Origin of the sequence: Serratia sp. S4 (assembly GCF_000347995.1) — a bacterium.
Taxonomy (GTDB): Bacteria; Pseudomonadota; Gammaproteobacteria; order Enterobacterales; family Enterobacteriaceae; genus Serratia; species Serratia quinivorans.
Map to the genome: position 1 here is coordinate 4,519,225 of NZ_KB661120.1, position 20,772 is coordinate 4,539,996.

21 protein-coding genes are annotated in these 20,772 nt (G+C 55.2%); 3 read left to right on the forward strand and 18 right to left on the reverse strand.

Translation table 11 applies throughout. The features are described from left to right. Nucleotides 1-3: 3 nt before the first annotated feature. From gspM to xapA, 14 genes are all read right to left on the reverse strand, one after another. A complete protein-coding gene (gene gspM / locus SERS4_RS0121730; RefSeq protein ID WP_037410527.1) occupies nucleotides 4-456 on the reverse strand; it encodes a type II secretion system protein GspM in 453 nt (150 codons plus the stop codon). Next, nucleotides 453-1,556, reverse strand: a complete 1,104-nt coding sequence (gene gspL / locus SERS4_RS0121735) for a type II secretion system protein GspL (RefSeq protein ID WP_017894026.1) — start codon at nucleotides 1,554-1,556, stop codon at nucleotides 453-455. Before gspL ends, gspM begins: the two co-directional genes overlap by 4 nt. Continuing rightward, complete coding sequence (gene gspK / locus SERS4_RS0121740) at nucleotides 1,553-2,509, reverse strand: type II secretion system minor pseudopilin GspK (protein ID WP_017894027.1); 957 nt, start codon at nucleotides 2,507-2,509, stop codon at nucleotides 1,553-1,555. Before gspK ends, gspL begins: the two co-directional genes overlap by 4 nt. Beyond that, on the reverse strand, nucleotides 2,506-3,099 hold the full coding sequence (gene gspJ, locus SERS4_RS0121745; RefSeq protein ID WP_017894028.1) for a type II secretion system minor pseudopilin GspJ: 594 nt from the start codon (nucleotides 3,097-3,099) through the stop codon (nucleotides 2,506-2,508). Before gspJ ends, gspK begins: the two co-directional genes overlap by 4 nt. Continuing rightward, nucleotides 3,086-3,466, reverse strand: coding sequence for a type II secretion system minor pseudopilin GspI (gspI, locus tag SERS4_RS0121750; RefSeq protein ID WP_017894029.1), 381 nt, complete (start codon nucleotides 3,464-3,466; stop codon nucleotides 3,086-3,088). Before gspI ends, gspJ begins: the two co-directional genes overlap by 14 nt. Further along, the gene (gspH, locus tag SERS4_RS0121755; protein ID WP_369523059.1) at nucleotides 3,447-4,013 is read right to left on the reverse strand and encodes a type II secretion system minor pseudopilin GspH; all 567 of its coding nucleotides are present in this window, start codon (nucleotides 4,011-4,013) and stop codon (nucleotides 3,447-3,449) included. Before gspH ends, gspI begins: the two co-directional genes overlap by 20 nt. Further along, on the reverse strand, nucleotides 3,970-4,404 hold the full coding sequence (gene gspG, locus SERS4_RS0121760; RefSeq protein ID WP_026142536.1) for a type II secretion system major pseudopilin GspG: 435 nt from the start codon (nucleotides 4,402-4,404) through the stop codon (nucleotides 3,970-3,972). Before gspG ends, gspH begins: the two co-directional genes overlap by 44 nt. Nucleotides 4,405-4,420: 16 nt before the next feature. After that, the gene (gene gspF, locus SERS4_RS0121765; protein ID WP_026142537.1) at nucleotides 4,421-5,632 is read right to left on the reverse strand and encodes a type II secretion system inner membrane protein GspF; all 1,212 of its coding nucleotides are present in this window, start codon (nucleotides 5,630-5,632) and stop codon (nucleotides 4,421-4,423) included. Continuing rightward, nucleotides 5,622-7,127 (reverse strand): type II secretion system ATPase GspE, encoded by a 1,506-nt coding sequence (gene gspE, locus SERS4_RS0121770; RefSeq protein ID WP_026142538.1) that lies wholly within the window; start codon nucleotides 7,125-7,127, stop codon nucleotides 5,622-5,624. The genes gspF and gspE overlap by 11 nt, the downstream gene beginning before the upstream one ends. Continuing rightward, nucleotides 7,103-9,025, reverse strand: a complete 1,923-nt coding sequence (gene gspD, locus SERS4_RS0121775; protein WP_037410793.1) for a type II secretion system secretin GspD — start codon at nucleotides 9,023-9,025, stop codon at nucleotides 7,103-7,105. Before gspD ends, gspE begins: the two co-directional genes overlap by 25 nt. Nucleotides 9,026-9,133: 108 nt before the next feature. Then, nucleotides 9,134-9,667, reverse strand: a complete 534-nt coding sequence (locus tag SERS4_RS0121780) for a type II secretion system protein N (protein ID WP_017894035.1) — start codon at nucleotides 9,665-9,667, stop codon at nucleotides 9,134-9,136. 48 nt (nucleotides 9,668-9,715) lie between these two features. After that, on the reverse strand, nucleotides 9,716-10,192 hold the full coding sequence (locus tag SERS4_RS0121785) for a helix-turn-helix domain-containing protein (RefSeq protein WP_017894036.1): 477 nt from the start codon (nucleotides 10,190-10,192) through the stop codon (nucleotides 9,716-9,718). 338 nt (nucleotides 10,193-10,530) lie between these two features. After that, nucleotides 10,531-11,790, reverse strand: a complete 1,260-nt coding sequence (locus SERS4_RS0121790; RefSeq protein WP_026142539.1) for a nucleoside permease — start codon at nucleotides 11,788-11,790, stop codon at nucleotides 10,531-10,533. Nucleotides 11,791-11,871: 81 nt separating this feature from the next. Then, nucleotides 11,872-12,693, reverse strand: a complete 822-nt coding sequence (gene xapA, locus SERS4_RS0121795) for a xanthosine phosphorylase (protein ID WP_017894038.1) — start codon at nucleotides 12,691-12,693, stop codon at nucleotides 11,872-11,874. Nucleotides 12,694-12,825: 132 nt separating this feature from the next. Here xapA and SERS4_RS0121800 point away from each other — a divergent pair, with 132 nt between their 5' ends. Then, nucleotides 12,826-13,764 (forward strand): LysR family transcriptional regulator, encoded by a 939-nt coding sequence (locus tag SERS4_RS0121800; RefSeq protein ID WP_156816664.1) that lies wholly within the window; start codon nucleotides 12,826-12,828, stop codon nucleotides 13,762-13,764. Here the strand turns inward: SERS4_RS0121800 and ftsP are convergent. The 3 genes from ftsP to parC all read right to left on the reverse strand — a co-directional run bounded on the left by ftsP (nucleotide 13,761) and on the right by parC (nucleotide 18,560). Then, complete coding sequence (gene ftsP, locus SERS4_RS0121805) at nucleotides 13,761-15,176, reverse strand: cell division protein FtsP (RefSeq protein ID WP_026142541.1); 1,416 nt, start codon at nucleotides 15,174-15,176, stop codon at nucleotides 13,761-13,763. The genes SERS4_RS0121800 and ftsP overlap by 4 nt on opposite strands. 132 nt (nucleotides 15,177-15,308) lie before the next feature. After that, a complete protein-coding gene (locus SERS4_RS0121810; RefSeq protein ID WP_017894041.1) occupies nucleotides 15,309-16,046 on the reverse strand; it encodes a 1-acylglycerol-3-phosphate O-acyltransferase in 738 nt (245 codons plus the stop codon). A gap of 240 nt (nucleotides 16,047-16,286) precedes the next feature. Next, nucleotides 16,287-18,560 carry a DNA topoisomerase IV subunit A gene (gene parC / locus SERS4_RS0121815; RefSeq protein ID WP_012146958.1) on the reverse strand — a complete coding sequence of 758 codons (2,274 nt, stop codon included), beginning with the start codon at nucleotides 18,558-18,560 and terminating at the stop codon, nucleotides 16,287-16,289. A 316-nt stretch (nucleotides 18,561-18,876) separates the two neighbouring features. Between parC and SERS4_RS0121820 the strand changes: the two genes are divergently transcribed. Continuing rightward, a complete protein-coding gene (locus tag SERS4_RS0121820) occupies nucleotides 18,877-19,458 on the forward strand; it encodes an NAD(P)H-dependent oxidoreductase (RefSeq protein ID WP_012146959.1) in 582 nt (193 codons plus the stop codon). Between the two features lie 33 nt (nucleotides 19,459-19,491). Further along, on the forward strand, nucleotides 19,492-19,800 hold the full coding sequence (locus SERS4_RS0121825) for a putative quinol monooxygenase (protein ID WP_017894042.1): 309 nt from the start codon (nucleotides 19,492-19,494) through the stop codon (nucleotides 19,798-19,800). Nucleotides 19,801-19,826: 26 nt separating this feature from the next. Here the strand turns inward: SERS4_RS0121825 and SERS4_RS0121830 are convergent, their stop codons facing one another. Beyond that, nucleotides 19,827-20,723 (reverse strand): LysR substrate-binding domain-containing protein, encoded by an 897-nt coding sequence (locus tag SERS4_RS0121830; protein ID WP_017894043.1) that lies wholly within the window; start codon nucleotides 20,721-20,723, stop codon nucleotides 19,827-19,829. Nucleotides 20,724-20,772 lie beyond the last annotated feature (49 nt).

Genomic DNA, 20,772 nt, shown 5'->3' on the forward strand with positions numbered 1-20,772 from the left:
TGATTAATGAACTGAGATGACTTGAAGACTCAATGCCTGCACCCTGACCTCATCCCCATGCAGGCTGAGATCAATCGAATTGACCCCCATGCCATATGCCTGTTGCAGGTTCTCCAGCCACAACAGCAGTGGTTTGACGGGTTGCGGGGGCAATGCAACATCCAGGTTATTTTTGTCTGAGCGGACGGTCCCCAATCGCACCCCGAGTTTTTCAGCGCGGGTCTTAAGCAGGGTCTGGAGCGATGTGCCTTCAGGCGGCGGCGGGGGTAAAGGGTGCCGCAGCATGGCAATACGCTGCGCATTGCGTTGCATTTGAGCCAGTTCAGCGTTCGCCTGCTGAGCCTGGCCTTTTTGCTGAAGATAAAATGCTAAAATGCTGACCGCGACGAGAATGCCGCAAAAGATAAGCGCCGTGCTCTTTTTGCCCGCACGCTGCCGCATTGTTGGAGACATCATTGAGTTTCCTTCAGGGTAAGCGTCCCCTGCTGTTTGGCCGGGTTAACCTGCAGCTCCAGGGTGTTACCTTCATCATTTATTTGCGTGGAGGGCTGCAATTCAGGCGCCTGTAATCTGATGGCCAGCATTGACCTATCGGCGTCGAAAGTTAGGCCAATGACCCGGTGTTTCGGGATCCCCTGCAGGGCCCGTTGCGCCTGCGCGGCAAGCTCGAAAAATTGACGCGGAGATTTTGCTTCTTGTAGCGCTCGGATATAACGCGCGCTCTCACTCACAGGTTCCGCCGGTATCGGCTGGCCAACGAAAAGCCGCTGATATAAAGCGTCACGTTGCTGGTTGGCCTGCTTAGCCTGATGATGATAATGCGCCCCGCCGATCGCCAGAGCGCATAGCGTTAACGCCGCCCCGACGATGCTGGGCCAGTGGCGCCAGAACGGGTTTCGTTGCCAGCGTGGCGGCGCCTTATATTTGCCCTGCAGGAGTGAAACTGCCGTTTCGGCCTCTCCCCGAACCCGGTCCCACAACACATCGCAAGGAGACAGGGGAACGGCGTCGACGACGTCGGACGGAGCCAAAAGCCACTGTGACGGCAGCGAATAGCCTGACCATCGCGACGTCCTGCGCAACAACCTTCCCCGCCAACGGTAGAAATGACGGTCGTTGACCGGTCCGCAAAGCGTGTCTGGCAATAAGCTGTCGGGAACAACGCCCCAGAGTTTCAATTGCGACAGCCAGCGTTGCATATCCGCATGACGATAACCGGCGAGAGCATATTGGTCGTCCTGCCGACCCAGGATTACCCAATACAACTGCTCAACCTCCTCCAGCAGGCTATCCTCACACTGATAAGCCAGGGCCAGGGGGGTTGCCGCGCGGCTGGGGCCAGAGAATGTCACCCTCTGCAATGTCACCGACTGGCCCGGCACGCAGACCACGACTCTGCATTGCGATGCCTTTATCGGCAGCGCCGCCGGCAAGGTATCTGGATCCCCTGCCCCCGCATGCCGCCATTGCGATTCACTCGGATCCCCCTGACACCATAGGATTGGCGCTCCGGCCTCCCCCAATGCCAGCACCAACAAGGATTTTGAACACGTCATTGAACCTTCTCTCCCTGCCCGGTTTGACGACCTTTCACCGTCACCCTTCCTTTTTCATAATGCAATTTGCTGCGCAGGTAATAACCGGCGTCTGCACCCTGAGCCAGCAGCAGGACGTTAAAATAACGGCTCTCCGTCACCAACAGTTTCTCCCCCGCCGGCGAGGACAGGCGCAACCCGGCCAGTGCTTTTTGCCAATTCTGATCGTCCAGCGCGCGCCAACCGGCCTCGGGACGGGCATTGAGCCATTTCTTCAATTGAGTGTCGCTGGCCTGGTTCAAAAACAAGGCGCGCAGCAGAGGTAAGTGAGCCTCATCCAGCGTGTTGATATTGATTGCCGGCTTACGTTCCGGCAATGCACATAGCCAGGGCAGTAAACGCAGATACTGCTGGCGGCCAATGAAGGGAAATGTGCGCAATTCGGAAACGTCAGTAAAAAGCGAATTCTCCGGCATCAGCCGCTGTTCTATCGCACTGCCGATGCCTTTGATTTCATCATCGGTGAACGCCAGATTCGATAACAGAGCGCCGAACACCTGACGGGCAATATCTCTGTCGATTTTAACCTCGGCCGCTGGGGCCGGCGGCGGGTCTTGCGGGGGCGATTTTTGCTTATCCGGCAAGTAATGGTAGCGTAACGTATTGATGTTAAAACAGGCCTGGGCATCCTTGATCACATAAGAAATCCCCCTGTCTTCCATGTGTATCATCCCAGGCGTCGCCCATCGCTGCCCCAGATTGACGGACGTCTGTTCATGCAAACTTTCCACCAATAACTGCCGAACAAATTGCTCCCCCGCCAACAGATCCCATTTAGCCTGAAAGGCCGTTTGCGCGTGCAATGTTCGGGTGAAGGCAAGCTGCCAAAACTGATGAATGCCCATCGACAAAGTGGCCATCAGCGCCAACAATAACAGGACGATCAGCAGCGCCATTCCCCGTGATTTGTTCATGCCGCCTCTCCATCGGCCGTCAAGAAAATACGCTGTAGTTCCCCCCGGTCGAACAAGGTCACGGACACCTCTATCGCCTGAGGCAAACCGGCACCGTTAAACGCCCCCTCTTGCCAACGTCCGGTAAGCCGGTGACGCAGTTGGAAACGTTCTACGCCCTGTAACAAAGTGACGACTCTGGCTTTGTCTTCCGGGGCATCGGGGGTCGGATAGCTCAGGCGCTGCAACTGCCCGTCATGCAGACGGTAAGTGACGCGCTCCAGGGAGGAACGAGGCAATAAGCCCCCAGGGTTGAGCCAGTTGCTACGCAGTAACGCCAGCGTCGGCGAGGCTTCCCCCACTTGGGCAGTCCCCAGATTGGTCCTGAGCGGATGATCAGGCAGGAACATCAGGGTCTGGCGGACATCCCGCTCCATCAGAGCCAGTGCCTGTTGTATCTGGGTCAACGCGTTGGCCTGAGTTTGCACTATGGCATTGTTCTTAACGATGCTGCTCAGCAACTGTGACGCCATCAGCGACATCAAGGAAAAAATCGCGATCGCCAGCATCATTTCGATTAAGGTGAACCCCTTTTGCTCAGGGTTTGGCATCGCTTATCCTCCAGGTTCGCAGGCGCAAGATCGGGGACCTGAACTCAGGTTCACTATCCACTTCAATATCAACAACCTGCAGATGGCTGTCGGTGGTCTGCCGACTGCGACAACGCCAGAACCATTGTCGATTAGCCATCATGCTATTCCCCTGCTGCCATAACGGAGACAAGGTCATATCCCCCAGATAGAACTGCGTCAGTTGGTTATCCGCCACCCAGCCGGCCACCATTTTTTCCTCCAGCGTGCCAAGATTGCGCACCTGTAGCCCGGTAGTGCGGATCACCGCCATGCAACCGACGGATAAAATCACCATCGCCAGCAGAACTTCCAGCAAAGTCATGCCGCTATGGTGCTTGCGCATCATCACAACTTTCATCTCCCGAGCTAAAGCTCATATAACCGCTCGTCTCCAGGACCCGCTCGCATAACCCTTGTCGTAGCCTCAGGGTAAAAACCGACATTTCACCACCGGGATAGAACCAAAGCTGCGGTGTCATGTCGGCGGCCAGGGAAGACGGTAAGGCGATCTCCTGCAACTCAAGGCGTAATGAAAGGCTGAGGGTTTCAGGCAAAATGACGGTATGAACGCCATCGGCTCGCCAACCTTCGGTTGCTTCTGGCCGGTCCCTCAGACGGTAGATCATCCGTTGCCATCCTTGCTCGGAAACGGCAATTCCCACGGGCAAACCCGTTTGCTCGGCGCGCTGCTGAGCGGCATCCAGCGCCAGAATCAACGTGCTCATGGTCGTGGAAAAAAGCGACCTATCTGAACGCCCATGGGGAACTAACACCGCACCGGTGAGGCCAATCAGCACCAGAACCAACATAATTTCCAGTAGGGTAAACCCACGCTGATACGGCCTGCCGTTAGGTGCCATTGGTGATATCGTCTTCGCTATCCCATTGGCCATCAGGCCCGGCTGACGAAATGTCTATCCGATTGTGCTTCCCCGGATTAAGCAAACGGTAATCGCTCCCCCAGGGATCCTGCGGCAGGCGGCGCAGGTAGCCATCTTCCGGATAATTACGAGGCAGCGGTGGCGTCACCGGTTTGGCAATCAACGCCGCCAGCCCCTGTTCGGTGTTGGGGTAGCGGCCATTGTCGAGACGGTACATGTCCAGCCCATTCTCCAGCGCGACAATGTCGCTGACGGCTTTTTGCCGATCCGCCTTGTCCTTATTGCCCATCAGATTGGGGATGATAAAGCTGGCCAGCAGACCCAGGATCACAATCACCACCATGATTTCCATCAGTGTAAATCCCGACTGCCGGGTGTTCCTTGCCATTGTTGGGGTTCGCATACGGTTCTCCATTGAGTTAACCCATCATGTTGTTGAGCTGTAAAATCGGCTGCAGGATCGCCAGGATAATGAACAGGACAATGCCGGCCATACTGATCACCAGCGCCGGTTCAAACAGGCTCAGGACCAACGCGATGCGCTGATTAAGGGCGTCCTGTTGCATAGCGGCGGCCCGTTTCAACATGCCGCCAAGTTCACTGCTACGTTCACCCGCCGCGATCATGTGGCGCATCATCGGGGAAAAAAGATCGCTGTCTGCCAGCGCCTGATGCAAAGATCCCCCCTCCTGTACCTGCGTCATCGCCTCGAGCAACCGACGCCGGGCCTCCTCGTTATTCAACACCGCAGCACTGATATTCATGCTGTCCAGTAAAGGCACCGCGCTGAGCGTCAGGATGCTGAGGGTGTGTGCATAACGGGCCGTATCCAGATTCAGGAACAGGCTTCCCAGGTACGGCATGCGCAACAGATAACGGTGCCACGCCAGGCGAAACCGCCGTTTTTTCAACTGCCAGCGAAAACCCAGCAAGCTCAGCACGACCAGCGCCAGGCCAGAAGGTCCCCACCGACCGACGCCTTCACTGCACAGCAGGAGGATCTGCGTGGTTAACGGCAGCGTTTGTTTCATATGCACAAACTGTTCAATCACCTTCGGTACCACCGCCACCAACAGCACGCCGATCACCGCAATGGCGACCAGCGTCAATATCACGGGGTAAGTCATGGCCTGAGTCATTTTATTTTTTATTTTCTGCCGCTGTTCGACATAGTCCGCCAACTCGGTGAAGATCAACGGCAACTGGCCGCTGCTCTCTCCGGCGGCCACCATGGCGCAAAACAGACGGTCAAAAACCGAGGGGAATTGCATCAATGCCTGCGACAACGACAAGCCTTCCAGCACATGGCTGCGTATGCGGGTGATTAACTGGATAACGGTTTTTTTTTCTGACTGACATGCGACGGTTAACAGTGCCTCTTCCAGTGGTAAGGAGGCTGCAATCAGGGTCGCGAGCTGCCGGGTCACCAGAGCCAGTTCGCTGCTGCTTAAACGAGGACGCTGCCGTGCCGCCAGCAGCGATGCCACCACGCTTTTCTTCTGCGGGATAATATGCGAGGGCGTCAGGTTTTGCTCACGGAGCCGCTGCCGGGCACTACGCAAAGAATCCGTCTCCAGCACCCCTTTGACCGCTTTGCCGGAGGCATCGTATGCCTGATAGTTAAACTTCACCGCAATGGTCCCCACCGGTGACCCGCAGCACCTCTTCAATACTGGTTTCACCGGTCAGCAGTTTGCTTACGCCGTCTTGCCGCAGGGTGCGTCGCGCATGGCCGCAGAGTTGCTCTATCTCCTGCTCACTGCTGCCCAAATGAATGGCTTTGCGGATGGCGTCATCAATCAGTAGCAGTTCGTGGATCCCCATCCGTCCGCGGTAGCCCAGGCCATTGCATTTTTCACAGCCGATCGGACGCCACGCGACCTGCTCAATCTCGACAGAGAGCTGTAGCGAGAGCGCTTGCTCTGCAGAAAGCACATAGGCCTGGCGGCAATGCGGGCACAATTTTCGTACCAGCCGCTGAGCGAGAATGCCCGTCAGCGAACTGGCCAGCAGGAAGGGTTCGATCCCCATGTCACGCAGACGGGTGATGGCGCCGATGGCGGTATTGGTATGCAGCGTGGACAACACCAGGTGCCCGGTCAGTGAAGCCTGTACGGCGATATGTGCGGTTTCGGTATCGCGTATTTCGCCCAGCAACACTACATCCGGATCTTGCCGCAGCAGGGCGCGTAATCCACGGGCAAACGTCATATCAACCCGCGTGTTGACCTGGGTTTGCGAAATGCCCTTTAATTCAAACTCCACCGGGTCTTCTATGGTCATGATGTTGCGATTGCCGTCATTAATCTGCATCAGTAACGCATAAAGCGTGGTGCTTTTGCCCGAGCCGGTCGGGCCGGTCACCAGGATCACCCCATGGGGCTGATGAACCAGTCGCGTCAGCGCCGCGAACTCCACCGAGCGTATGCCCATCCTGGCGAGATCCAGACTGACGCTGCTTTTATCCAGCAAACGCATCACCACCCGCTCGCCGTGATTGGTCGGAAGCACGGACACCCGCACATCGACGGCCCGGCCGCCAATCTTCAACGTGATACGGCCATCCTGCGGGATGCGCTTCTCGGCAATGTCCAGTTTGGACATCACCTTAATGCGAGAGGTCAGCAAGGCCGCCAGTTGATGCTGAGGAGTCAGAATGGTTTTCAGCACCCCATCAATACGAAAACGGATCACCAGTTCGCTGTCATAGGTCTCAATATGAATATCTGAGGCCCGCTCTTTAATGGCTTCACTGAGCATCGCATTAAGCAAACGGATAATCGGCGCATCGTCTTGTTCATCAAGCAGATCCTGTGTAGCCGGCAGCGCCTGCGCCAGGCTGTAGAAATCCAGCTCCTTGCCCAGGTCGTCCATGGTCTTTTGCGTATTGCTGTTGCCCTGTTGGTAATGTTCCAGCAATTTCTGCTCAAAGGCATTTTCGTCCAGTAGACACAGCGGAATGTCGGCCTCCAGCAGACGCGCAAGCTCGGCCAACGTAGCCAGGCCCACGTCCTGTCGACACCATAGGGTGTATTGGTTTTCTTCGCTGGTGAGTACTGCGTGATGCTGACGGGCCCAGGCATAAGACAAGCAGGGTGTATTCACGGCTCCCCCCGCGGGTAAAATGCATCAATTTGCCGTTGGACTCGCTGGAAGGTGCCGTTCGCGGTGGAACCGACCCTATCAAGCTGCGCCTCCGCATGGGTTTTTAACGGGAGGGGCTGAGCGTCGAGTGAGCGGAAACGGGCCGCTTTGCGCATACTCTCTTGCGCGTATTCCTCGGTAGAGCGTATGACCGTCGGCCGAATAAACAAGATTAGGTTCCGTTTGCTCTCTTTATGAGAGGTAGAGCGGAACAAGGCTCCAAGCAACGGTATGCGTTCCAAAAACGGCACCGCACTTTTGCTGTCAGATTGCGACTTGTCCAGCAAACCGCCGACTACCACGGTCTCACCACTTTCAACCAGCACCGTGTTATTCACCGTCCGGATATTAAAAGTCGCGCCCAGGTTATCCTTATCCACCGAGCTGTTTTCCGCTACGCTGGATACTTCCTGTTCGATCTGCAGCAGTACCGACTGCCCCTTGTTGATTTGCGGCTTGACCTTGAGCTTGATGCCGACGGTTTTACGCGAAACCGTATTAAACACGTTGTCACTGTTGGTGGTTTGCGAGCCGGTCAGAATAGGTACATCCTGACCCACGCTAAACTCGGCATCTTCGTTGTCCAGCGTCATGATGCTCGGAGTGGCGAGAATATTGTTCTGGCTCTGGTTACTGATGGCGGTGAGCAAGCCGGCCCAATTGCCACTGTAAAATCCCGTGACCAGACCGTTGGCGTTTTTAAAGACTTCGCTCATCCCTCCTTTAAATCCGGGTGCTATCTGCGCCTGAGCATTGCCGAACTGTGTACCGCCGGCATAACGGTTGGCCCATTGGATCCCCAGGTTCAGACCGTCTGCGTTTTGCATTTCAACAATCACCGCTTCAACCAGTACCTGGGCCCGGCGAATATCAAGCTGCTCAATGACTTTTTCCAGGTTGCTCATCACGTCCGGGGTGGCGTTGATGATCAGCGCATTGGTCTGTTCATCAGCCTTGATCACCATGTTCTTCATGACGGAAACGTTGTTGCCGACCGTTTTTTTCTCGTCTTGCAGATTGGCGCTGACGCCGGACAACACTTCAAGCAGGCCTTGCGCTTTGGCATATTTCAGCCGGATCACCTTGGTATTCCCCTGGCTGGCTTTTTCTTGATCCAACTGTTGGATAATCCCTTCGATGCGCGCCTGCAGGCTCGGTTCACCGGCAATCAGCACGGTGTTGGTCCGCTCATCGGCAACCACTTTCATGCCGGGAAGCGCTCCCTTTTTCGTGCGGTTTTCATCCCGAAATAACGTCGTGACAATGCTGACCACATCGGTGGCGGAGGCATGTTGCAAGGCGACAGAGACCACGCCGGCCTGTTCGGTACGATCCATTTCATGGGCCAGTTCAACCAGACTATTGACCACATCGGCACGGCCGGTGATCAACAACGCGTTGCCACTTTCCAGGAACACCACGTTCCCGATACCAATGCTGTCGTTAAACTGGCGCATCAACGGCGCCACCTCTTTCGCCGCGATATTGTTCAGGGGCACAATCCGCATGATCAGCTCATCGCCTTCGGCTGGGGTATTAAGGGCGCTGAGCGCCGCCCTTTTGCCGTCTTTCGCCGGGATCACCTTCAGAACGTTGTTGGGCATGCCGATCACCGCATAACCATAGACATCAAGCACGTTGAGGAAAAATTGGTAATATTGCCCGGCATCCAGCGGCTCATAGCTGCGCACGGTAACTTTGCCTTTTACCGCATCGTCAATAATGATGGTTTTCCCCAGCGCCTTACTGGCTGTACTGATAAATTCGTGTATGTCCGTTCCTTTAAAATTGGCGGATAACGCCTCGGCCTGAACGGGCACGGTCCCCCACAGCAGCATGACGAGCACTGCCATTAATGCGATCATTTTCGAGAAGAGCATATTTGTCATTTTTGCGCGCATGTACCAATGCCTGCCTGGAAATAAGTCGAGGTTGCACATATCTGTATCCGATTGCGGCTTGCTGTAATGTAACCGCTGTGATTGCACTCAATTTTCGAGCATTAATGCGGCATAAAATCCGTTTTCATTGATAATGATCCGGTCTACCAATATTTTCACTATCGGATAAGTGTCATTTATTTTTTCGCCTGATACATAACTCTGCTGCCGACCTGAGCGTTCTATAATCACCATGCCGACATGGTCATCCTTATCGCACAGCAACCCCACCACTTTTACCGCTAACTTTGCTATGGGTACCGTCATTAATAGGGTATTACTCAGTTTTTTTTCGGTAATACGGAAACGAGTTTGCTCTATCGGCATGTTGGCGTGAGCATTTGAATATAACAGAGTCAGTAATGGGTTAGCCTCCAATTCCATGGGTTTTTTGACTATAATCTGGGATAATTCTTTAATATTGGCTTCAGGAATTTTCTTTGCACTCGGAATTTCGTAACCTACCCAAAATACCGACAGCACCCCGAACAGCAAAAATAAATACCCCAGCACTCTCGGCCACGCTTCTTTGTCAATACGGCCGATGATTGGCAGGTCGCCGTGAACAATACCAAACCTCATGCAACGTCTCTCACACGTCGTAATGGAATGTAGACATGCCTATCGAATTCAAACCACGACACTGGCAATAACTATATAATTAATAACGACTAAAAGTAGAATATTGCGAAACAACCTTTGCCGTTCACTGAGCATTCCGACAAATTTTTTATGCCATTTAGGCAACTTGACGGTGCGCTGGCTCAGGGCTTCTTCCAGTGGCGAGTAGTTGAATCTCACGCCATATCGGGGGATGGTTTTGATGACTTCAGGAGGTATACCATGGCGGGAAAGCAGCGTTCTGCATTGATATATTAATTGATGATAGTTGTTATCAGTGATAGTAACGTGGTTATTTTCCCATACTGACTCTATCACTTCTTGCTTCTTGGTTACGCCACTGAGCAAAATACAAAAAAGTCGTCTCTGCAGTTCAGTAAGATGAATGGTTATATTTTTCGGCTTGATAATTAGGGTGCTACTCTTACTGTTCAGAACGAGAAAATCGTTTTCAACCAAAGACAATTTTTTCTCTGCGAGTGTCATAACTAAAATATACCCTTCAGCAATAATCCATTATTCCTCGTTATGAATAAGAGACCACATAGCCCGGTAGCAGTCAAGGGTTAGCGACTAAAAACGCAGTGAGCAATAAGCTGTCGACGCTTAAAGTTCATTATATAAAACAATCCTCACCAACTTTGTTGTATCGATGTTTTATCTTGTTGTGCATTATTTAATATCTACGTCATTAAAAGCAATAATAATAAACCAGAGCAATTTATAGAAATATCACCCGCTGGGGTGAAACTGGAAATAGCGCAGCGGCAAGGCGGGAGGTCCTGAAGTAAAATGGGCGCAAACCGAGTTGCGCCCATAGGGTTTTAATGTGCCCGTTGCGCTGCGCCAGGCAGCTCCTCCGGCCGATGCTGGTAGTTGAAGGTCAGTGCGAAAATCACGCCCAATACCAGCGTATATAACGCGAAGATCAGCCAGATACTTTGCCAGTCCTTGACGCCGTTGTGGGTGAAGAAGTCCACCACTTCACCGCTGGCAATCGCCCCCAGATAAGCGCCGATACCGTTCACCATGGTCATAAACAACCCTTGTGCACTGGCACGAATGCGGTGATCGGCCTCTTTCTCAACGAAAATAGCCCCGGAGATATTAAAGAAATCAAAGGCGCAACCGTAGACGATCATCGAAAGCAACAGCAGCACAAAGCCGAAACCCGCCGGGGTGCCGTAGGCCAGGAACAGGAAACGCAGGGTCCAGGCCGCCATGCTGATCAACATCACCTGTTTGATGCCATATCGACGCAGGAAGAACGGAATGGTGAGGATAAAGAACACCTCGGAGATTTGTGACAGCGACAACAGCACCGCAGGATACCTGACGCTTATGCTGTCCTGATACAAAGGGTTATTGGCGAAATCGTGCAGGAAGGGATTGCCGAAGGTGTTGGTTATCTGCAATGCGGCACCCAACAACATGGCAAACAGGAAAAACAGCGCCATACGCCGCTGGCGGAATAGCACCAGCGCGTCCAGCCCCAGCACGCTGAACCAGCTTTTCGATTGTTCCACTTTGCTGGTCGGGCAATTCGGCAGCGTCAGCGAATAACCCGCCAACAACAACGACACCCCGGAGGCCAGATAGAGTTGCAAATTGCTGAGTTCAATTCTGCTAAAACCGATCAACCACATCGCTACGATAAAGCCGACGGTGCCGTACACCCGTACCGGCGGGAAATCTTTCACCGTATCGTAACCGTGCTTTTCCAGACAAAAATAGGATATGGCGTTGGAGAGCGAAATGGTCGGCATATACACCATGGCATTGAACAGCATCACCCAGAACATCACCATAGGTTGCTCAACCTGGGCGGCACAGTACAGCGCTCCTGCGCCGAACAGGTGACACAGCGCATAGAGGTAATTGGCCTTGATCCAGCGATCGGCAAGAATGCCCGCCAGCCCCGGCATAATCAGCGCGGCGATACCTTTGGCGCTGTACACCATACCCACCTGCAGGCCGGTAAAATGCAGGGTGTTAATCATGTAAGATCCCAGCGTGACCAGCCAGGCCCCCCAAATAAAGAACTGCAGAAAGAGCATCACCTTAAGTCGTGTTTTTATTGCCATCACCATCACCTTATTATTCTGATTAAAACGATGATTCGCGCGACAGGGTCCCTGCCTCCTGCCGCGAGGGGTTTTACAGCATTACAGCGTTTTGAAGAACTCACGGATCAGGCGCATAAAGTCCTCTGCCGCCAGTGCCGCACAGCTCAGCGTTTGTTCATGAGAGAGCGGCGTATCGGACAACCCTTCGGCGTAGTTGGTCATCGCAGACACCACCAACACCTTCAGTCCACAATGACGCGCCGAGAGCACTTCCGGTACGATCGACATACCGACTACGTCACAGCCCAAGGTTTGCATCATGCGAATTTCCGCCGGCGTTTCGAAGTTTGGCCCGGTGTAAGCGGCAAATACCCCTTCGGCCAGCGGAATGCCCACGTTTTGCGCCACCTGTGCCAACTGGCCGCGCAGCTCGCGATCGTAGGCGTTGGCCAGGCTGAAGAAACGCGGGCCAAAACGCTCGTCGTTATCGCCAACCAGCGGCGACTCGGGCATAAAATTGATGTGATCGGTGAGTGCCACCAGGCTACCCGGTGCCACCGACTGACGCAGCGAGCCGGCAGCATTGGTGGCCAGCAGGAACTCGCAGCCCAACAGTTTGAAGGTGCGCACGGCGGTGGTCATCACCTGCATGCCGCGCCCTTCGTAGTAGTGGCCACGCCCTTTCATGCACAGTACCGGCACGCCCTCCAGCCAGCCGGCAACCAGTTGCCCGGCATGGCCAGCCACGCCACTGACCGGGAAGCCCGGCAGCTCTGCGTAGTCGATAGTCAAGGTGTCGGTCATCACCTCCGCCAGCGCACCCAGCCCGGAGCCCAGTATCAAAGCAGCGCGCGGCTGGAAGTCCGGCAGTCTGGTGCGGATCACTTCAGCACAGGAAAAAGCATCTTCTTGATTAAACATTGTATTCTCTTCTATGAGGGGGGAGGTTATCCCCATAGTAGAGAGCGAGGTGCAGCGGCGACCAATACATTATTGGCGGCCGATTTATTCCATTTACCTATAAATCGGTAGCCCCAGGAGGCCATCATCAGCATCAAACAGCCCCAACAACTGCCCGATCCCAGCCGGATAAACTTCCGCCTGCTTCACTACTTCCGCGTGGTGGCGGAGGAGATGAACTTCACTCAGGCGGCATTGCGACTGAATATTTCACAGCCGCCGCTGAGCAAACATATTAAAGAGCTGGAGAGCCAACTGGGCGTGGAGCTTTTCAAGCGTACCACCCGATCGATGGCATTGACGCTGGCCGGTCGCACGCTGTTTCACAATGTAGAAATGCTGCTCGATCAGGCCGGGCATGCGCTCAATCAGGTGCAGCAGTTGGGCCGCGGCGAGGCCGGGCATATGGTGATCGGCATGGTCGGCACTTCGGTTTGGGGTGGGCTAATCCCGGCATTGAAACGCTTTGCCGGGCAAACGGCCAACGTCACCTGGGCGTTAAACGAACTGACACCCAGCCAGCAGATAACTGCGCTGCAAAAGCGTCATATCGATATTGGTGTCTGGCGCGAGGCAAAGGAGCAGATATTGCCGGGGCTGGCGAGTCAGCTGTTGGCACGGGAGAATATTGCGCTGGTGCTACCGCAGGACCACCCACTGGCTCAGGCGGAAAGCCTGCCGCTCGCCGCGCTGCGACATGAAAAATTCATTGTACTGCCGTCGCACGAAGCCAGTTTGGGTCTCTATCTGCACAATTTGTGTCTGCAGCAGGGTTTCAAGCCGGATATCGCCTATCAGGTCAACGAGCCGCAAACGCTGATGGCACTGGTGGCCGAAGGCTATGGCATCACGCTACTGCCGGACAGTTACGGCCGTATTCCCTGGCCCGGCGTGCGTTTTTGCCCGCTGCAGCAGGCGCCGTCAGCGGATCTTTACGCCATTTATCATGCCGACAGCGCAACGCCGGTGGTACTGGCATTTCTGGAGATGCTGCGTTCGGCCTCCCTGGGGAAACCCATACAACCGATTTAAAGCGCAGACTGCACCATAAACTGGCCGGCGCTGCCGCGATCCGCCATCTCCAGCGTCTGGCTGTAGAACAGGAACGGGAAATGTTCCGAAGTGGACTGATTGAAGTAAACCAGCAGTTCGACGTCGCCGTCGACCCATACCGTGTCCTTCCAGCCGCGATCTTCCGCCATCGGCTGCGCACCGTTGACCCGTTTCACCAGGAAACGTACGCCCTGAATATGGAACGCCTGCGGCGTATCCGCATGGATATTCCAGCGCTCCCAACTGCCCTGCTGGGTTTGCACATCGATACGGTTCATGTCCCAGAGAGCACCGTTGATCCCGGCCTGGCTATCGCCCAGACGGAACTCACGGGTGCGGCTGACGCTGCCGTCCAGCAGTTCATCCGCCAGCAGGCGCATCGGCAGGTTATCGGTCACCAACGGCAACAACCCGGTCGGTTTCAGCGTCAGAACCTGGGTAGAAACCAGGATGCTCGAAGGCTCAATCAGGCCACGCAGGCGATCCATAATGCCCGCAGCCTCACCGGCGCTGATCGTCACTTCATCGCCTTTTGACATATCGATCAGTACTTCACGGCGCTCACCCGGAGCCAGTGACAGCTGTTGTACCGCTACCGGAGCCGGCAGGAAACCCTGATCGCTGGCGATCACATTTAACGGCCGACCGTCACTCAGTTGCAGCATGTAGCGGCGTGAGTTGGAGGCATTGAGCAGGCGCAGGCGCACCCAACCGCGTGACACTTCGACATAAGGATTTTGCACGCCGTTAACCAACAGCGTATCGCCGATAAAGCCGCCCTGCGACGGGGGAGCGTATTCCGGTGTACCGAAGTTATCCAGTCGCTTGTCCTGAATGATCAACGGGAAATCATCGACGCCATAGTGGTTGGGCAGCGGCAATGCCTTGCTGACTTCGTCTTCGACCAGCCACAGCCCGGCCAGGCCGTTGTAAACATGCGGTGCCATGCGGTTGGGCGTGTTGGCGTGATACCAGCAGGTGGCGGCACTCTGACGGATTGGCAGCACCGGCGACCAGTCAACGTTAGGAGACATCATGCGCGGTGCGCCACCCATCAAGGTTCCCGGCACCTGCAGACCGCTGATGGTCATCGCCACTGGCTCCGGCAGGCGGTTGCTGTAGATCAGCTTGACGTCATCACCGTTGTAAACCCGCACCGTCGGCCCAAGGTACATGCCGTTAATGCCCCACACCGACGTCTTGCGGTTATCCATAAATGCCCAATGGGCGCGCTGCAAGGTTAAAAACAGCGGCTGGCCGCGGCGGGACTCCAGCAGCGGGGGAATAGGTAATGGGGTCTGCATTCCGCTCGCCTCAGCCCTCAGCGGCACGGCTCCTGCGCACAGCGCCAAGCCCGATGCCTGAATAAACTGACGTCGACTGAGTGACATATTTTCTCCATGAAAAGCAATGACTAAACCGTGTGCAAAGACCAGGCTCCTGTTAATCAGATTAGCAGGAGCCCAGGCGTTAACGGCGTTTTACGCCGTTTAAAAGTTCATTCTTTGAAGCCGGTAGGAATATTATTTTCCGGCTGTATTGCGCTGGGCAACTTCTGCGTCCAGCTCGGCAATTTTCGCCAGCATCAGCTCATGGCAATGGGCTGCCAGCTCACGCACATTTTCTCTACCGTAATTACTGATATCGATCGGTTCCATCACTTCTACGATCGCATGACCGTTATCCCAACGGTTAAGATTAATTTTACCGCTGGTGGTGGAAACGCAGATCGGCACAATCGGCACCCCGGCAGCGATTGCCGCGTGAAATGCACCGGTTTTAAACGGCATCAACCCACGCCCGCGGCTGCGCGTACCTTCTGGAAACATCCAGACCGAAATATCACGTTTTTTAAACTGTTCAGCCACCTGGGCAATGGTGCCGTGCGCCTTGGCCCGATTATCCCGGTCAATCAGCAAGTTACCGGTCACCCAATACAGTGGGCCGAAGAACGGAACCCACAGCAGGCTTTTTTTACCCACGGTCACGGTGCGCGGCTGCACCGCTTTGGCGGCCGTCACCATATCGTAGTTATTCTGGTGGTTGGCAATATAAATGCAGTTGCCGTTTTTGGCCGCATCGGCCGGTACCCGGACTTCCACTTTCAGACCAAATAACCCGGACAGGCGACCAAACAAATGACCGAACGTCGCCACATGGCGGGGATCGCGGGGGCGGAATACCAAACAGTAAATAGAACCGAAAATGCACACCAGAAGACAATACAGAGTGGCGAGCACGGCACGTAAAATTAATAACATAACAACCTCATTAGCACACTGCCGGCGCAGCCTGAAACGCTGCGCAGATCCCTTTACTCATTCTTTGCTTGCAGGGTTCGAAAACCTGCCCTGCCTTTTTTTGCTATTTTCCCGCCAGCCGACGAAACGCACAATAATTTTATGCCGGGAAATGTTAACTATTTGAAAATAATTGCCGGTGGTGGGAAATAAAGCGGGCGCAGTATGCTGCGCCCGTGGGGTTATCCAGCCTTCACAGGCTTATTCTTCGCTGTCACCGCCAGGCGCACGTGCCGGGGCATCAACCTCTACGCGATCGATTCGCTGCAGGCCACGTGGCAGTGAGGTACCTTTACGGCCACGTTCCGCACGGAACTTCTGCAAATCTTCCGGACGCAGCGTCAGCTTGCGTTTACCCACGTGCAGGGTCACCGAGGTTTGCGGCGGCAGCACGAACAGCCATGCCAGCTTGTCTTCACCGGATGCGGCCTGTGCCGACGGGATGGAGACAATCTTGTTGCCCTTGCCTTTCGACAGTTGCGGCAGGTCGGCAACCGGGAAGAACAACATGCGCCCGGCAGCAGTGATCGACAGCAGCATGTCATCTTCACCGTGGATTTCCATCGGCGCCAGCGCTTTGGCGTTATCCGGCAGAGTAATCATCACCTTACCGGCACGGTTACGCGCCACCAGATCGTTGAAGGTACAGACAAAGCCATAACCGGCATCGGAAGCCATCAGCAACTTCTGGTCGTCCGCAGCCATCAGCACCTGTTCAATGGTCGCGCCCGGCGGTGGCGTCAGCTTGCCGGTCAACGGCTCGCCCTGCCCACGCGCCGAAGGCAGCGTCAGCGGATCCAGTGCGTAGCTGCGCCCGGTGGAGTCGATAAACACCACCGGCTGGTTGGTCTTGCCACGTGCCGCACTGCGGAAGCTGTCACCGGCCTTGTAGCTCAGGCCACTTGGATCGATATCGTGGCCCTTGGCGCTGCGCACCCAGCCCATTTCAGACAGCACGATAGTCACCGGCTCCGACGGCACAAAGTCATGCTCGCTCATCGCCTTGGCTTCTGCACGCTCGGTAATTGGCGAGCGGCGATCGTCGCCGTAGGCCTGCGCATCGGCCTGGATCTCTTTTTTGATCAGGGTGTTCAGCTTGCGCTCGGAGGCCAACAGCGCCTGCAGTTGATCGCGCTCTTTGGCTAACTCATCCTGCTCACCGCGGATCTTGAACTCTTCCAGCTTCGCCAAATGGCGCAGTTTCAGTTCGAGGATCGCTTCGGCCTGGGTATCGGAAATACCAAAGCGCTGCATCAGCACCGGCTTGGGTTCGTCCTCGCTACGGATGATGTGGATCACTTCATCGATATTGAGGAACGCCACCAGCAAACCTTCCAGGATGTGCAGGCGTTTCAGTACTTTTTCCAGACGGTAGTTCAGGCGGCGACGCACCGTATCGCGACGGAATGCCAGCCACTCGGTGAGGATTTCCACCAGCCCTTTCACCTGCGGGCGGTTGTCCAGACCAATCATGTTCATGTTGATACGGTAGCTGCGTTCCAGATCGGTCGTGGCAAACAGGTGATTCATCACCTGATCGAGATCGATTCGATTGGAGCGTGGCACAATCACCAGCCGCGTTGGGTTCTCGTGATCGGATTCATCGCGCAGATCTTCGACCATCGGCAGCTTTTTGGCACGCATCTGGCTGGCAATCTGCTCCAGCACCTTGGCACCGGAAACCTGGTGCGGCAAGGCGGTGATCACCGCGCTGCCGTCTTCTTTACTCCAGACGGCGCGCATGCGGACCGAGCCACGACCGTTCTGATAAATTTTGCGGATCTCTTCACGCGGGGTAATGATCTCGGCTTCAGTCGGGTAATCCGGGCCCTGTACGAACTCGAGTAACTCTTCCAGCGAAGCGCCAGGCTTGTCGATCAACGCCACCGCAGCAGCGGCCACTTCACGCACGTTGTGGGGTGGAATATCGGTCGCCATACCCACGGCAATACCGGTGGTACCGTTCAGCAGGATGTTGGGCAGGCGGGCCGGCAACATCTTCGGCTCCTGCATGGTGCCGTCAAAGTTCGGCACCCAGTCAACCGTGCCCTGGCCCAATTCGGCCAGCAGCACTTCCGCATATTTGGACAGGCGGGATTCGGTATAACGCATCGCGGCGAAGGATTTCGGGTCATCCGGCGCCCCCCAGTTCCCCTGGCCGTCTACCAGCGGATAGCGATAAGAGAATGGCTGCGCCATCAACACCATGGCTTCATAGCAGGCACTGTCGCCGTGCGGATGATATTTACCCAGCACGTCACCCACGGTACGGGCAGATTTTTTGAATTTGGCGCTGTTATTCAGCCCCAGCTCAGACATGGCGTAGATGATGCGGCGTTGTACCGGCTTCAAACCGTCACCAATGTACGGCAACGCCCGATCCATGATGACGTACATGGAATAGTTCAGATAGGCGTTTTCAGTGAATGTGTGCAGCGGTAAACGCTCTACACCGTCATGAGTCAGATCACTCATTACTCAATTATCCTCAGACCGTGGCTTGGCAATCCCTGGACGACAAAGGGTTGATTCTGTCCGCGATAGTAACTCATCAGCGGGGTGGCTGTCACAGATGGCGCAGCAATCGTCCGGAGTCGCGGGTTCATCGGCCGATTTTATGCAAAATTTCGCTATCCCACGGCGCATTTATTGACTCACAGTCAACACTGTTGTGCGCTGGATCCCATTTTTACTTACATTGCCAAGCATTACACTCCCTGTCAGCGAAATGTTTTCCACCCTCTGGTGCAGAAGACATCATAGACTTTAACTCTGACAGGAGCCGCGAAAGATGAGCAATATCCTGATTATCAATGCTAAAAAGCAGTTCGGCCATTCCAACGGCGAACTCAACCAAACCATGAGCGACGTGGCGGAAACCTATCTGCGCGATGTGCAACACCAGGTACAGGTTACCGTGGTCGATGACGGTTACGACATCGAAGCCGAAGTGCAAAAATATCTGTGGGCCGACGTGGTGGTTTATCAGATGCCAGGCTGGTGGATGGGCGAGCCGTGGATCCTGAAAAAATACATCGATGAAGTGTTCACCGCCGGGCACGGCAGCCTGTATGCCAGCGATGGCCGCACCCGCTCGGACGCAGGCAAGAAATACGGTTCCGGTGGCCTGATCCAGGGTAAAAAGTACATGCTGAGCCTGACCTGGAACGCCCCGCTGGAAGCCTTTACCGACCCGGAACAGTTCTTCCACGGCGTCGGCGTTGACGGCGTGTATCTGCACTTCCACAAGGCCAATGAGTTCCTGGGCATGGAAGCGCTGCCGACCTTTATCTGTAATGACGTGATTAAACAACCGGATATCGACAGCGACATCGCACGTTATCGCGAGCATCTGGCCGAAATTTTTGCTTAACTGGCACTATGCACGTCAATCAATGAGGTAGTGATGATCACCGTAATTGCAGAAATCAAAACCAAACCGGGTCACCGTGAAACGGTCCTGAAGGCGATTGAGAAACTGATCCCGCTGGTGCTGGCAGAAGACGGCTGTAGTGAATATACGCCGATGATCGACAGCCACACCCAGGCACCCTGGCAAAAACTGTCGCCGGACTCGGTGTTTATGCTGGAAAAATGGGCCAGCCAGGAGCACCTGGAAAAACATCTGGATATCGCTCACATGCATCGGCATCGTGACACCATCAAGGACAGCGTACTGGGCGTGACCATTCACGTACTGGGTAACGCACTGTAATCCCCCGAGGGGCCGCCCTATGGTCCCTAAAGCGTCTGCTCATCAATATGCGCGCTGACGTAGTCCAGAAAACAGGTAATACGCGCCGCCAGCTGGGTATTGCGGTAATAGACCGCATTAATCGGCTGGCGCACATCCAACGTCTCCTGCTCCAGCAACGGTACCAGCCGCCCGCTACGCTGATCGTCACGGGTCATAAAATCAGCCAGTTGCACAATCCCTTCACCCCGCAACGCCAACTGCCGCAACGTTTCGCCGCTGGATGCCGAAATAGTCGGCGTGATAGCAAAATGCTGTGCCTGCTGATAACGCAGCGGCCACAGATTGAGTGACTCCGGTTGGGTGAAGCCCAGCAGGCTGTGATCTCGCAGCGCTTCGACGCTGGCCGGTGTACCGTAACGTGCGAGGTAATCCGGGCTGGCGAGAATACGTAAACGGCTGGCACCCAGTAGGCGTGCATGAATGGTCGAATCCCGCAGCGCGCCGATGCGAATGGCAATATCGGTGCGTTTCTCCAGTAGATCGATGATCAGGTTGTCGGTATTCAGTTCCAGCTCAATTTGCGGGTAGCTTTGGCGAAAGCCCGCCACCAGCGGCACGATCACGTGTTCCATAAAGGGGGCGGCGGCATTGACCCGCAACCTGCCGGCCGGGATCAGCCTGCGTAGCGCCATCTGCTCTTCAGCATTCTCCACCGAGTTGATAATTTCACGCGCATGGCCGAGAAAACTTTGGCCTTCTTCGGTCAGCTCCAACCGGCGCGTGGTGCGGCGCATCAGGGTCGTATCGAGCTTTTTTTCCAACCGACTGAGGGCGCGGCTAATGCCGGAGGTGGTCTGGCCAAGCTGTTCGGCGGCGGCAGTAATGGAGCCGCTATCAACAACGGTGGTAAACGCCAGTAACTCTTCGAGGGTGATTTTCATGGATTCCGCCCAGTGTGGTCGGGTGCCGCACGCGGTCCCCCTGCGGGAA

Excerpts from the sequence above, each read along its gene's own strand:
- gspM (WP_037410527.1), bottom strand. The coding sequence starts at position 456 with ATGATGTCTCCAACAATGCGGCAGCGTGCGGGCAAAAAGAGCACGGCG.
- gspL (WP_017894026.1), bottom strand. The coding sequence starts at position 1,556 with ATGACGTGTTCAAAATCCTTGTTGGTGCTGGCATTGGGGGAGGCCGGA.
- gspK (WP_017894027.1), bottom strand. The coding sequence starts at position 2,509 with ATGAACAAATCACGGGGAATGGCGCTGCTGATCGTCCTGTTATTGTTG.
- gspJ (WP_017894028.1), bottom strand. The coding sequence starts at position 3,099 with ATGCCAAACCCTGAGCAAAAGGGGTTCACCTTAATCGAAATGATGCTG.
- gspI (WP_017894029.1), bottom strand. The coding sequence starts at position 3,466 with ATGATGCGCAAGCACCATAGCGGCATGACTTTGCTGGAAGTTCTGCTG.
- gspH (WP_369523059.1), bottom strand. The coding sequence starts at position 4,013 with ATGGCCAATGGGATAGCGAAGACGATATCACCAATGGCACCTAACGGC.
- gspG (WP_026142536.1), bottom strand. The coding sequence starts at position 4,404 with ATGCGAACCCCAACAATGGCAAGGAACACCCGGCAGTCGGGATTTACA.
- gspD (WP_037410793.1), bottom strand. The coding sequence starts at position 9,025 with ATGCTCTTCTCGAAAATGATCGCATTAATGGCAGTGCTCGTCATGCTG.
- SERS4_RS0121780 (WP_017894035.1), bottom strand. The coding sequence starts at position 9,667 with ATGAGGTTTGGTATTGTTCACGGCGACCTGCCAATCATCGGCCGTATT.
- SERS4_RS0121785 (WP_017894036.1), bottom strand. The coding sequence starts at position 10,192 with ATGACACTCGCAGAGAAAAAATTGTCTTTGGTTGAAAACGATTTTCTC.
- SERS4_RS0121790 (WP_026142539.1), bottom strand. The coding sequence starts at position 11,790 with ATGGCAATAAAAACACGACTTAAGGTGATGCTCTTTCTGCAGTTCTTT.
- xapA (WP_017894038.1), bottom strand. The coding sequence starts at position 12,693 with ATGTTTAATCAAGAAGATGCTTTTTCCTGTGCTGAAGTGATCCGCACC.
- ftsP (WP_026142541.1), bottom strand. The coding sequence starts at position 15,176 with ATGTCACTCAGTCGACGTCAGTTTATTCAGGCATCGGGCTTGGCGCTG.
- SERS4_RS0121810 (WP_017894041.1), bottom strand. The coding sequence starts at position 16,046 with ATGTTATTAATTTTACGTGCCGTGCTCGCCACTCTGTATTGTCTTCTG.
- parC (WP_012146958.1), bottom strand. The coding sequence starts at position 18,560 with ATGAGTGATCTGACTCATGACGGTGTAGAGCGTTTACCGCTGCACACA.
- SERS4_RS0121820 (WP_012146959.1), top strand. The coding sequence starts at position 18,877 with ATGAGCAATATCCTGATTATCAATGCTAAAAAGCAGTTCGGCCATTCC.
- SERS4_RS0121825 (WP_017894042.1), top strand. The coding sequence starts at position 19,492 with ATGATCACCGTAATTGCAGAAATCAAAACCAAACCGGGTCACCGTGAA.
- SERS4_RS0121830 (WP_017894043.1), bottom strand. The coding sequence starts at position 20,723 with ATGAAAATCACCCTCGAAGAGTTACTGGCGTTTACCACCGTTGTTGAT.